Raw genomic sequence first — 12,329 nt, forward strand, 5'->3', positions numbered from 1 at the left:
CCTCCCCCGCGGCGCCCCCCCGGGCCGCCCCGCCCCCCCCCACAACCCCGGGGGGGGGCCCCGCCCCCCCCGGCCCCGCCCCGCCCCGCGAACTTTTTCGAGAGAGACCGCATGACCAGCAGCCGACCGCTCCACCTCGCCGCCGAGCTCGCCCCGGGCTCCGGCCGGGCCGACCCGGGCCCGGACACCGCCGCGCGCACGGTCGCGCTCGCCCGCCTCGCCGAGGCCGCCGGGCTCGACTTCCTCACCCACGACGACTCCTTCGCCCGGCCCGGCCTCGACGCGCTCGCCGTCCTCGCCCGGGTCGCCCCGGAGACCCGCTCCGTCGGCCTCGTGCCGACCGTGACCACCACCCACACCGAGCCCTTCCACGTCCAGGCCGCCGTCGCCACCCTGGACTGGGTGAGCCGGGGCCGGGCGGGCTGGCGGATCGGGGTCTCCCCGACCGGCGCCGAGGCCCGGCTCTTCGGCCGCCGCCCGGCCCCGCCCACCGCCGAGCTCTGGCAGGAGGCCGGCGAGGTCGCCGAGGTCTCCCGCAAGCTGTGGGACAGCTGGGAGGACGACGCCGAGATACGGGACGTGGCGACCGGACGGTTCGTCGACCGCCGCAAGCTGCACTACGTGAACTTCCAGGGCGCGACCTTCTCGGTCAAGGGCCCCTCGATCGTCCCCCGGCCCCCGCAGGGCAACCCGGTGACCGTCGTCGAGGCCACCCGCCCCGCCGCCCGGGAGGCCGCCGCCCGCCACGCCGACGTGGTCCTGGTCGAGGCCGCCACCGCCGAGGAGGCCGCCGCGCTCCGCGCCGAACTGCACCGGGTCGCCCGCGCCCACGGCCGCGACCCCGGGCAGCTGCGCGTGCTGCTCTCGCTGACCGTCGACACCGACGCGTACGAGGGCGGGCCCGGCGCGCTCGCCGGGCTGATCGCGGACTGGCACGGGGGCGGGGCCGTCGACGGCTTCCACCTCGTGCCGGCCGTCCCGGAGCGGGACCTGGAGCGGTTCACCGCCGTGACCGTGCCCCTGCTCGCCGACCGGGGCCTCTTCCGCACGGCCTACGAGGGCGCCACCCTCCGCGACCACCTGGGCCTGGACCGCCCCGAGAGCCAGTACGCCGCCGGCGTGCGCGTCAGGACGGGAGCGGGCGCATGAGCACTCGGGAGCCCCGCAAGCAGATCCACCTCGCCGCGCACTTCCCCGGCGTCAACTCCACCACCGTCTGGGCCGATCCGCGCTCCGGCTCGCAGATCGACTTCTCCTCCTTCGAGCACCTCGCCAGGACCGCCGAGCGCGGGCTCTTCGACTTCTTCTTCCTGGCCGAGGGGCTGCGGCTGCGCGAGCACGCGGGACGCGTCCACGACCTCGACGTCGTCGGCCGGCCCGAGTCGATCACCGTCCTGAACGCGCTGGCCGCCGTCACCGACCGGCTCGGCCTGGCCGCCACGGTCAACGCCACCTTCAACGAGCCCTACGAACTGGCCCGGCGGCTCGCCTCGCTCGACCACCTCAGCGCGGGCCGGGCCGCCTGGAACGTGGTCACCTCCTCGGACGCCTTCACCGGCGAGAACTTCCGGCGCGGCGGCTACCTGGACCGGGCCGACCGGTACACCAGGGCCGCCGAGTTCCTCGCCACCGCCCGGGAGCTGTGGGACTCCTGGACCCCGGAGGGCACCCCGAAGCCCTTCGCGCACAGCGGGCCGCAGTTCCGGATCGACGGCGAGTTCACCGTCCCGCGCTCCCCGCAGGGACACCCGGTCGTCATCCAGGCCGGGGACTCGCCCGAGGGCCGGGAGTTCGCCGCCTCCGGCGCCGACGTGATCTTCACCCGCCACTCCACCCTGGAGGCGGGCCGGGAGTTCTACGCCGATGTCAAGGGCCGGCTCGCCCGGTACGGCAGGGAGCCGGGCGACCTGAAGATCATGCCGGGCGTGACGTACGTCCTCGGCGACACCGAGGACGACGCGCGGGAGCGGGCCGCCGGGATCCGCCGGCAGCAGGTCTCCCCGCAGAACGCGATCCTCGCCCTGGAGCAGGTCTGGGGCCGCGACCTGTCCGGTTACGACCCCGACGGGCCGCTGCCGGACGTCGACCCCGACCCGGACTCGACGCTCGTGCAGGGCAGGGTGCGGGTCGCCGACCCGGTCGGCGTCGCCCGCAAGTGGCGGGCGCTCTCCGAGGCCCGGGGCCTGTCGATCCGGGAGACCGTCATCGAGTCGACCGGCAGACAGTCGTTCATCGGCACTCCCGAGACGGTCGCGGCGGCCCTGGAGGAGTTCGTCGCCACGGACGCCGCCGACGGCTTCATCCTCGTCCCGCACCTCACCCCCGGCGGCCTCGACGACTTCGTCGACCGGGTCGTCCCCCTGCTCCAGGAGCGCGGGGTCTTCCGCACGGAGTACGCCGGCACGACGCTCCGGTCCCACCTCGGGCTCCCCGAGCCCGTACGAAAGGGTTGAAAAAGCATGAGCACGGATCCACGGCAGGACTGGCGGGAGTGGCACGAGGCGCGCGAGGCCTCGGTCTCCTCCCCGTACGGACTGCTCTCCCTCACGGGCAACCACTGGCTCTCGGATCACCCGGAGGGGCGAATTCCGGCCGTTCCGGGGGAGTGGCGGGCGGACGGCGACGAGGTGGTCCTGACGGCGGCCGACGCGGACGGCCTCACCGTCGACGGAAAACCGTTCACCGGCACCGTCCGGCTCACCGCCGACCAGGGCCCGCCCGAGGAGTCCCGGGTCGCGGCGGCCGGGCGGCGGATCGTGGTGCTGCTGCGCGAGGGCGAGTGGGCCGTACGGGACTTCGACCCCGGCGCGGAGACGCGCCGCGCCTTCCGGGGCATCGAGGCCACCCCGTACGACGAGCGCTGGGTGGTGCCCGGCGTCTTCCGCCCGTACGGGGAGACGCGCAGCGTGCGGGTCGAGAACGCCGACGGCCGGGAGCGGGGCCTCGGCCTCGCCGGCGAGCTGGTCTTCGAGCTGGACGGCGGCGAGCGCACGCTCCAGGTGGCCGTCGAGGAGGGCGGCTCCCTATGGGCGGTCTTCGCGGACGCCACCAGCGGCCGGGACAGCCACCGTTTCCGCTTCCTGAAGCCCCCGGCCCCGGCGGCGGACGGCACGGTGACGGTGGACTTCAACCGGGCGCTGCTGCCGCCGTGCGCCTTCGCGGACCACTTCCTCTGCCCGTTCCCGCCGCCGGGGAACACCCTCGACGTCGCCGTCCCGGCGGGGGAGCGGCACCTCGCGCGGGCCTGACCCCAATCCCCTCGTGATGTGCGGTAGTTGACGGCTGTACGGCCGAAAGGCGCCCTTGCGGCGTGAAGTCGTACGGCCGGAGACTCCCCCACAGCGCCGGCCTCCGGGCCGCGCCTCACGGGCCCGGCACCCCACGGCGGGCCCCCGATTCCCCTCGGGAGGAACGAGAAGTGAGGACCATGCGCACCACCCCCACGAGAACGATCCGGCTGCTCGCCGTCACCGCCGGCCTCGCCGCCGCCGCGGCGCTCGCCGTCCCCACCGCGAACGCCGACTCCACCGGAACCGCGGGCACCTACAGCGCCGCCGCCCTCGCGGCGACCGGTGACGCCGTCCGCGCCGCCGACGTGGCCGGCACGGCCTGGCACGTCGACACCGCCACCGGTCGGCTCGTCGTCACCGCCGACTCCACCGTCGACGCGGCGGAGATCGCGAAGATCAAGGAGCGGGCCGGGGCCAACGCGGCCGCCATCAAGGTCGAACGGACCCCGGGCCGCTTCAGCAAGCTGATCTCCGGCGGCGACCCGATCTACGCCGACGCCGGCTGGCGCTGCTCGCTCGGCTTCAACGTCCGGGACGGCGCGGGCAACTACTTCTTCCTGACCGCCGGGCACTGCACCGACGGCGCCGGGACCTGGTACGCCAACTCCGCCAAGACCACCGTCCTCGGGACCACCGCCGGGTCCAGCTTCCCGGGCAACGACTACGGCCTGGTCCGCTACACCAACAGCTCCATCACCAAGACCGGCGGCGTCGGCAGCGTGGACATCACGAGCGCCGGCAACGCCACGGTCGGCCTGTCGGTCACCCGCCGGGGCTCCACCACCGGCATCCACAGCGGCAGCGTGACGGGCCTCAACGCCACCGTGAACTACGGCGGCGGCGACATCGTCTCCGGTCTGATCCGCACGAACGTCTGCGCCGAGCCCGGCGACTCCGGCGGCCCGCTCTACTCGGGCAGCCGGGCCATCGGACTCACCTCGGGCGGCAGCGGCAACTGCTCCTCGGGCGGCACGACCTTCTTCCAGCCCGTGACGGAGGCGCTGAGCGCGTACGGGGTGAGCGTGTACTGAGGAAACCGCGCCGGGGGCGAGCGGCCCCCGACGTGAGGACGAGAAGGCCCCGGCACTCCCGTGCCGGGGCCTTTCCGCGTCCCGTCCACGGTCCCGCGCCCAACTACCGCATTATCAGATGCTCATGACGGCGCATCACTTTTTACCGACGCGTAACTTCCCAGCCGTGGCTACCCGTGCGTAGCTTGGCTGAAGCGCATCCCCACTTGTGGTCCGGACCGCAGGGCGTAGCACCCCACCTTTCCCCTTGAGCCGCAAGGAGATCGCCCGATGCTGCCCTGGAAGCACGCCGTCAGAGCGCTGTCCGTCCTGCTGCTGACCGCCGCCGCCACTCTCGCCCCCACCGCCGCCTCCGCCGCCCCCGACCGGGCCGGGGCCGTCGCCGCCGCGCCCAGCCGTGGCTGGAACGACTTCTCCTGCAAGCCCTCCGCCGCGCACCCGCGCCCCGTCGTCCTCGTCCACGGCACCTTCGGCAACTCCGTCGACAACTGGCTGGGCCTCGCGCCGTACCTCGTCAACCGCGGGTACTGCGTCTTCTCGCTCGACTACGGGCAGCTCCCCCACGTGCCCTTCTTCCACGGCCTCGGCCCCGTCGAGGCCTCCGCCGGGCAGCTCGCCACCTACGTCGACCGGGTCCTCGCCGCCACCGGCGCCCCCGAGGCCGACCTCGTCGGACACTCGCAGGGCGGCATGATGCCCCGCTGGTACCTGAAGTTCCTCGGCGGCGCCGGCAAGGTGAACGCGCTCGTCGGCATCGCCCCGAACAACCACGGCACCACCCTGCTCGGCCTCACCAGGCTCCTGCCGTACTTCCCCGGGGTCGAGGACTTCATCAGCTCCAGCACCCCGGGCCTCGCCGACCAGGTCGCCGGCTCGCCCTTCGTCACCAAGCTCAACGAGGGCGGCGACACCGTTCCGGGGGTCCGCTACCACGTCATCGCGACCCAGTACGACGAGGTCGTCACGCCGTACCGCTCGCAGTTCCTGAGCGGCCCGAACGTCACCAACGTCCTCATCCAGGACAAGTGCGCGCTCGACCTGTCCGAGCACGTGGCGATCGGCACGGTGGACCGGGTCGCCTTCCACGAGGTCGCCAACGCCCTCGACCCGGCCCGCGCGACCCCGACCACCTGCCTCTCCGTGGTCGGCTAGCACGCCGGTCCGTACGCGGCCGGGGCCCCTCGGAAGGGGCCCCGGCCGTGCCCGTCCTCGCTCCGTCGGCGCAATGGAAACGCCCTCTGATGGCGCAATGCCACGAGATGCGCACTAAATGTCATCAGGTGTGCGTTTCTGGCACACCGCGAGACGGACATGGTGGGCGTCCCGAAGGCGTCCACGAACGGAGCTTGTGACATGACCACCGAACTGCCCCAGATCCAGCCCACCGAGGACGGCGCGGAAGCGGGAGCGGAAGCGGAGATACGACCCCCCACAGACCACGCGGCGGAGCCGCCGACGGCCGGGGGAGCCACGGCCGCCGGGGAGCCCCCGTTCGCCGAGGAGACCCCGGCTGCGGGAGACACCCCGTTCGCCGAAGAGGCCCCGGCCCCCGGGGAGAACCCGCTCGCCGCGGAGGTCCCGGCCGCCGAGCAGGTCCCGGACGTCGGGGAGACCCCCGCCGAGCAGGAGGCTCCGGACCAGGACGAGAGCGGCGACGAGGCGGTCCGCACGCTCCTGACCACCGCGGCGACCGAGCGCCCGGTGGAGGAGGTCGCCGCGCTCGTGGCCCGGCTCCAGGAGACCGGCGAACTCTCCAGCCCCGCGGAGGTGGCGCTCCGCGCGGCCGCGGTCACCCGCCCCCTGGACGAGGTGCGGGAGCTGGTCGCCCTCCTGAACGCCTCGGGGTACGACCTCCACGAGGCGGAGACCACGCTGCGCGCCGCGGCGGTGGGCCGGCCGATCGAGGACGTGGTACGGCTCGTCGGCATCCTCGGCACCGAGGACACGGCCCCGACGGCCCCCCGGCCCGCCACCGCCCCGGCCGCCGCCCCGAAGCGCCCCCGGTCCGCCGCCGAGCGGACCGGGTCGCACCTGGACCGCGCGCTGGCCGTGGGGCCCGGCAGCCACAGCACCTCCCCGGCGCTGCGGTCGGTGCTGCGCTGGCCCGCGGCGCTCGCCCTGGCCGCCTGCGGCCTCGTCCATCTGCCGACGGACCTCACGGGCCTGCGCTCGGGCGGTGACACGGAGACGCTGTCCGTGGTCGTCACCGCGCTCTGCCTGGTGGGCGGCGCCTGGCTCGCGGCACGGGACACCCTGGTGGCCTGGGCCGCCGCCGCGGGCCTCGGCGTCGCCGTCATCGCGCTCCACGGAGTCGCGAGCGCCCGCGGCGTCGACCTGCTGAGCGGCAGCCTCGGCGCCACGTCCGCCTGGGCGAAGGCGCTGGCCCTGCTGGGCGCCGTGGCCGTCGTCGCCCTGGCGGCCTCGGCCGTGGTCCGGCACACGAGGGCGGCCGGCGCGGCGGACAACGCCTGACGCACCTGCCCCGGACCCCGTCCCCGCCCGGGCGGCCCCGAAGAGCACGGCCGCGCCGACCGCGAGCACGGCGGCGCCGCCGATCGCGAGGTACGGGGTGCTGGAGTCCCCGCCCGTCTCGGCCAGCTCCACACCGGAGCCGGACGTACCGGCGGGGGCGGGCGCGTTGGGCTCGGCCGGGGCGGCGGGCGCCGGGGTCTTCGGCGCGTTCGTCCCCCCGGTTCCGGCCTCCTCGGCACCCTCGCTCCCGGCGCCCGTGTCCCCGGCGCCGGTCGCCGGGTCGTCGTCCCCGTGCCCGCCGTGCTCGACCGAGGAGTGGTCCGCGCCGTCCTCGATCTGCTGCTCGGTGGGCGCGGAGGCGCTCGGCGCCGGGGAGCCGCCGTCCTTGCCGAAGACCACGTCGGAGCAGGTGTAGAAGGCCTCGGGGGAGTCGGAGCGCTGCCAGATCGAGTAGATCAGGTGGCGGCCGGACTTCTTCGGCACGGTCCCCCGGAAGACGTAGTCGCCGTTCTGCATGCCCGGGTCGGTCACCGTCAGGAACGGCTTCGCCTCCAGGTCCGACCACTTCAGCGGCTTCGACGGGTCGTAGCCGTCCTTCGTCACGTACAGCTCGAACGAACCCCGGTGCGGCGCGGTCCCCTTGTAGTGGAAGGTGTGCGTCCCGGAGCTCAGCCTGCTGGCCGGCCAGTCGGCCCGCGCCAGGTCGAGGCCGCGGTACTTGTCGTTGCCCGCGCTGCACAGCTTGCCGTCCGGGACGAGCCGCCGGTGCTGCCCGGCCGCGTTCGCGATGTTCACCGCGTTCCAGTCGTAGAACGCCTGCGTCCCGCTCGCCGCCACCGCCGCCTTGCAGGCCGCCGACTTCGGGGACTCCGGCCCCTCCGCGTAACAGGCCGAGACCCGGCTCACCGGATCCGTCATCGACCCGTGCGCGGACGCGGGGGCCGCCGAGAGCCCCGACAGGGCCAGCACGGTACCGGCGGTGACGACTGCGGCCGAACGGCGAGAGGTCATGGGAGGACAGCTCCTTCACGAGGGCGAACGTGGGGGGTTGCCCAGCAAGCTAGCCGTCCGGAACCGCGGAAAAGCCCGTGAGAAGGGGGAGGCGGGCATCCTTAGGGCCCCTTTAAGGAGGCGCTAAGCGACGCCTGAGGAACCGGCCCGGAGCCGTCCGGGCCGGCCCCTCGCGGGAGTCCCGTCAGCCCAGCCGCCGGTAGCGACGTTCCGGGCGGCCCGTGCCGCCGTAGCGGAGGGTGACCTCCGCGCGGCCCGTCTCCGCGAAGTACTCCAGGTAGCGGCGGGCGCTCACCCGGGACAGGGAGCCCGCCTCGGCGCACTCCGCCGCCGAGAGGCCCTCCGGGTGGGCGCGCAGGACCGAGTCGACCAGGTCGGCGGTGGGGGCGGCGAGGCCCTTGGGAAGTTCGCGGGAGCCGCGCGGACGGGCCCCGAAGATCTGGTCGACGTCCTCCTGCCGGGCCTCGTCCAGGTCGTCGAGGCGACTGCGCAGCGAGGCCACGTGCCGCAGCTGCTCGTGCAGCGCCGCCTGGCTGAACGGCTTGATCAGATAGTGCAGCGCCCCGGCCCGCAGCGCCGAGCGGATCGTCCCCGCGTCCCGCGCCGCCGTGATGAAGAGCGCGTCCGTGCCGTGCCCCGCCGCCCGCAGCTGCCGCAGCACCCGGACGCCGTCCATGTCGGGCAGGAACACGTCGAGCAGCACCAGGTCGGGCCGCAGCCGCTCGGCCGCCCGCAGGGCCTCGGCGCCGCTGTGCGCGACCCCGGCCACCGTGAAGCCCGCCACCGCCGAGACATAGCGGCAGTGCAGCTTGGCGACCATGAAGTCGTCGTCGACCACCAGCACCTTCGTCACGCCGACCCACGCTAGATCCCGACCACAACGACCACAACGTCCGTTGGTTGCGGAAGAGAGACAGCTTCTTAACGCGCGGGCAACATGTGGGCCACCTCACACCCCCTTTTCCCTCCTACCTGAGAGGCGGCACACGTGCGGTTGCGCACCCCCTTCGCCCTCCTCGGAGCGGCGCTGCTCGTGCTGGTGGGTCCGCCGCTGCTCAGCCCGGGCAGCGGCTCCGACACCGGCACGCGGATCCCCGGCCTGCGCTTCATGGTCCCCAACACCCCCGGCGGCGGCTACGACATCACCGCCCGCACCGTCGCCAAGAACGCCGAGGAAGCCGGACTCACCGGCGACGTCGAGGTCTTCAACCTGCCCGGCGCGGGCGGCACCGTCGGCCTCACCCGGCTCGTCGGCGAACGCGGCAACGGCCGCCTCGCCATGTCCATGGGCCTCGGCGTCGTCGGCGCCCTCCACACCAACAAGACCCCGAGCACCCTCGCCGACACCACCCCGATCGCCCGGCTCACCGAGGAGCAGGACATCGTCGTGGTCGGCAAGGACTCCCCGTACAAGACGATCGGGGACCTGCTCGCGGCCTGGAAGAAGGAGCCCGGCAAGCTGCCCGTCGGCGGCGGCTCCTCGCCCGGCGGACCCGACCACCTCGCCCCCATGCTGATGGCCCGCGCCGCCGGCATCGCCCCCAAGGACGTCAACTACGTCCCCTTCGACGGCGGCGGCGAACTCCTCGCCTCCATCCTCGGGAACAAGGTCGCCTTCGGCGTCTCCGGCGTCGGCGAGTACCTCGACCAGATCGAGGCCGGCGAACTGCGCCTCCTCGCCGTCACCGGCCCGAAGCGCGTCCCCGGCCTCGACGCCCCCACCCTCCGCGAGGCCGGGCTCGACACCGAGTTCACCAACTGGCGCGGCATCGTCGCCCCGCCCGGCCTCTCCGACGCCGAGCGCGACAAGCTCGTCGCCCTCGTCACCGCCCTGCACGGCTCCCCGCAGTGGCGCGCGTCGATGCAGACCCACGGCTGGGACGACGCCTTCCTCCCCGGCGAGGGCTTCGGCGACTTCCTCGCCGAGCAGGACCGGCGCGTCGCCTCCGTACTGAAGGAGCTGGGACTGTGAAGCCGACCGTTCCCCCCTGGCTGCGCGGACGCTCCGAACTCGGCGTCGGGGCCCTCCTCTTCCTCCTCGGCGTCCTCGTCCTCACCGACGCCCTCACCCTCGACGACACCGTCACCGGCCGCGGCCCGGTCGGCCCCGCCACCGTGCCCCTCGTCGTCGGCTGCGGCCTCCTCGTCGTCTCCGTCCTCCTCACCGTCGACGTCCTGCGCGGCGGCCGCGGCGAGGCCGAGACCGGCGAGGACGTCGACCTGACCGAACCCGCCGACTGGCGCACCGTCCTGCTCCTGGCCGGCGTCTTCCTCGGCTTCGCCGTCCTCATCGGACCCGTCGGCTTCCCCGTCGCCGGCGCCCTCCTCTTCTGGGGTGCCGCCTACGCCCTCGGCAGCCGCCACCTCCCCCGCGACCCGCTGATCGCGGCGGCCCTGTCGCTCCTCACCTACGCCGTCTTCGACAAGCTGCTCGGCGTCCCGCTGCCCGGCGGCCCGCTGATGGGAGTGATCTGACCGTGGATTCCCTGAACTCCCTCATCGACGGCTTCGGGACCGCCCTCACCCCGATGAACCTGCTCTGGGCCGCCCTCGGCGTGCTCCTCGGCACCGCCATCGGCGTCCTGCCCGGCATCGGCCCCGCCATGGCCGTCGCCCTGCTGCTCCCCGTGACCTACGGACTCGATCCGACCGGCGCCTTCATCATGTTCGCCGGCATCTACTACGGCGCCATGTTCGGCGGCTCCACCACCTCCATCCTGCTCAACACCCCCGGCGAGAGCGCGGCCGTCGTCGCCGCCATCGAGGGCAACCCGATGGCCAAGGCCGGCCGGGGCGCGCAGGCGCTCGCCGCCGCGGCCGTCGGACACTTCGCCGGCGGCATGATCGGCACGATCCTGCTCGTCGTCCTCGCCCCGACCGTCGCCGCGCTCGCCGTCGACATCGGCGCCCCCGACTACCTCGCCCTCATGGTCCTCGCCTTCATCGCGGTGACCTCCGTCCTCGGCTCCTCCCGCGTCCGCGGCCTCGCCTCCCTGCTCATCGGCCTCACCATCGGCCTGGTCGGCCTGGACTCGATGACCGGACAGCAGCGCCTCACCTTCGGCTCGCTCCAGCTCGCCGACGGCGTGGACGTCGTCATCGTCGCGGTCGGCCTCTTCGCCATCGGCGAGGCCCTGTGGGTCGCCGCGCACCTGCGCCGCACGGCGGGCGAGGCCATCCCGGTCGGCCGCCCCTGGCTGGGCCGGGAGGACGTGAAGCGCACCTGGAAGCCCTGGCTGCGCGGCCCGTTCATCGGCTTCCCCTTCGGCGCCATCCCGGCCGGCGGCGCCGAGATCCCGACCTTCCTCTCGTACGTCACCGAGAAGCGGCTCTCGAAGCACAAGGACGAGTTCGGCAGGGGCGCCGTCGAGGGCGTCGCCGGACCCGAGGCGGCGGCCTCCGCCTCCGCCGCCGGCACGCTCGTCTCCATGCTGACCCTCGGCCTGCCCACCACCGCCGTCGCCGCCGTGATGCTGGCCGCGTTCCAGCAGTACGGCATCCAGCCCGGCCCGCTGCTCTTCGAGCGGGAGCCCGAGCTCGTGTGGGGCCTGATCGCCTCGCTCTTCGTCGGCATGGTGCTGCTGCTCGCGCTCAACCTGCCGCTCGCCCCCGTCTGGGCCAAGCTGCTGCGCATCCCCCGCCCGTACCTCTACGCCGGCATCCTCTTCTTCGCCGCCGTCGGCGCGTACGCGGTGGGCGGCGAGGCGCTCGACCTGGTCGTCCTGCTCGTCATCGGCCTGATCGGCCTCGGGATGCGCCGCTACGGCCTGCCGGTGCTGCCCGCCGTCATCGGCGTCATCCTCGGCCCGGCCGCCGAACAGCAGCTGCGCCGCGCCCTCCAGATCAGCGACGGCTCCCCGGCCGGACTCGTGAACACCCCGTTCTCGATCACCGTGTACGCGGTCGTCGCCCTCCTGCTCGCCTGGCCGCTCCTGCGGCGGGCGTTCCCCCGGCGCACGGCCCCCGCCCCACCGAAGGGATGAACTTAGGCCGTCCGACGGCCGGATCCGGGTATCCCTGGCGGGCAGTACCATCCCCCACCCCCGAAGGGACCCCCTCATGCGCGTCCGGCTCGTTCTTGCCGCAGCCGCCCTGCTCACCGCCGCCGTCGCCCCCCTCGCCCACGCGGGAGGGGCCGACGGCCACCACGCCGCCGACCGGCCCACCGGGGCCTCCGTCCGCGACGCCGACTTCACCAACGGCCTCTTCGTCGACGCGTACGGAACCGTCGCCGACGACAGCACCGTCACCCTCTCCGGCACCTACCGGTGCCTCGACGACAGCGCGGGCCCCGTCTTCGTCAGCTCCACCCTCGTCCAGGGCGACCGCTCCACCGGCATCGGCGGCACCCGGGCCGTCTGCGACGGACACCTCCACACCTGGACCAACCGCTCCGTGGTGAAGGACCCCGCCTACGTCCCCGGCGCCGCCCGCGTGGAGGCCACCCTCCTGCAGCTCAGCGGGACGGGCCTGCCGCTGCCCCGCTTCCTCGTCACCGAGAAGGCGGACGTCGAGCTGCGCTGAC

Annotated in this window: 11 protein-coding genes and 1 pseudogene; 10 read left to right on the forward strand and 2 right to left on the reverse strand. The window is 74.2% G+C overall.

Going from position 1 to position 12,329, the window contains the following annotated elements:
- The first annotated feature begins 111 nt into the window (after window positions 1–111).
- The 6 genes from ACWGSR_RS16500 (at window position 112) to ACWGSR_RS16525 (ending at window position 6,793) form a co-directional block, all read left to right on the forward strand.
- A complete protein-coding gene (locus tag ACWGSR_RS16500; protein ID WP_453567075.1) occupies window positions 112–1,149 on the forward strand; it encodes an LLM class flavin-dependent oxidoreductase in 1,038 nt (345 codons plus the stop codon).
- Window positions 1,146–2,453, forward strand: coding sequence for an NtaA/DmoA family FMN-dependent monooxygenase (locus ACWGSR_RS16505; RefSeq protein WP_376235193.1), 1,308 nt, complete (start codon window positions 1,146–1,148; stop codon window positions 2,451–2,453). Before ACWGSR_RS16500 ends, ACWGSR_RS16505 begins: the two co-directional genes overlap by 4 nt.
- A 6-nt stretch (window positions 2,454–2,459) precedes the next feature.
- A complete protein-coding gene (locus ACWGSR_RS16510; protein ID WP_453567077.1) occupies window positions 2,460–3,248 on the forward strand; it encodes a DUF1684 domain-containing protein in 789 nt (262 codons plus the stop codon).
- A gap of 179 nt (window positions 3,249–3,427) precedes the next feature.
- Complete coding sequence (locus ACWGSR_RS16515; RefSeq protein WP_453567079.1) at window positions 3,428–4,321, forward strand: S1 family peptidase; 894 nt, start codon at window positions 3,428–3,430, stop codon at window positions 4,319–4,321.
- Window positions 4,322–4,591: 270 nt separating this feature from the next.
- The gene (locus ACWGSR_RS16520; RefSeq protein WP_453567081.1) at window positions 4,592–5,473 is read left to right on the forward strand and encodes an esterase/lipase family protein; all 882 of its coding nucleotides are present in this window, start codon (window positions 4,592–4,594) and stop codon (window positions 5,471–5,473) included.
- Between the two features lie 201 nt (window positions 5,474–5,674).
- Entirely contained in the window at window positions 5,675–6,793 is a 1,119-nt protein-coding gene (locus tag ACWGSR_RS16525) for a hypothetical protein (RefSeq protein ID WP_453567083.1), read from the forward strand.
- A gap of 9 nt (window positions 6,794–6,802) precedes the next feature.
- Here ACWGSR_RS16525 and ACWGSR_RS16530 read toward each other — a convergent pair.
- Window positions 6,803–7,804: pseudogene (locus tag ACWGSR_RS16530) on the reverse strand (lytic polysaccharide monooxygenase auxiliary activity family 9 protein); the annotation flags it as partial.
- Window positions 7,805–7,988: 184 nt separating this feature from the next.
- Window positions 7,989–8,657, reverse strand: a complete 669-nt coding sequence (locus tag ACWGSR_RS16535) for a response regulator (protein WP_453567085.1) — start codon at window positions 8,655–8,657, stop codon at window positions 7,989–7,991.
- 135 nt (window positions 8,658–8,792) lie between these two features.
- On the opposite strand from ACWGSR_RS16535, the gene ACWGSR_RS16540 reads away from it, so the two are divergent.
- From ACWGSR_RS16540 to ACWGSR_RS16555, 4 genes are all read left to right on the forward strand, one after another.
- Window positions 8,793–9,776 carry a Bug family tripartite tricarboxylate transporter substrate binding protein gene (locus ACWGSR_RS16540; protein WP_453567087.1) on the forward strand — a complete coding sequence of 328 codons (984 nt, stop codon included), beginning with the start codon at window positions 8,793–8,795 and terminating at the stop codon, window positions 9,774–9,776.
- The gene (locus ACWGSR_RS16545; protein ID WP_366377713.1) at window positions 9,773–10,279 is read left to right on the forward strand and encodes a tripartite tricarboxylate transporter TctB family protein; all 507 of its coding nucleotides are present in this window, start codon (window positions 9,773–9,775) and stop codon (window positions 10,277–10,279) included. The genes ACWGSR_RS16540 and ACWGSR_RS16545 overlap by 4 nt, the downstream gene beginning before the upstream one ends.
- A 2-nt stretch (window positions 10,280–10,281) precedes the next feature.
- Window positions 10,282–11,787 carry a tripartite tricarboxylate transporter permease gene (locus ACWGSR_RS16550; RefSeq protein WP_376235175.1) on the forward strand — a complete coding sequence of 502 codons (1,506 nt, stop codon included), beginning with the start codon at window positions 10,282–10,284 and terminating at the stop codon, window positions 11,785–11,787.
- A 76-nt stretch (window positions 11,788–11,863) separates the two neighbouring features.
- Window positions 11,864–12,328 carry a DUF6299 family protein gene (locus ACWGSR_RS16555; RefSeq protein WP_376235173.1) on the forward strand — a complete coding sequence of 155 codons (465 nt, stop codon included), beginning with the start codon at window positions 11,864–11,866 and terminating at the stop codon, window positions 12,326–12,328.
- The last annotated feature ends 1 nt before the right edge of the window (window position 12,329 follow it).

It is taken from the genome of Streptomyces sp. NPDC055632, assembly GCF_053618675.1.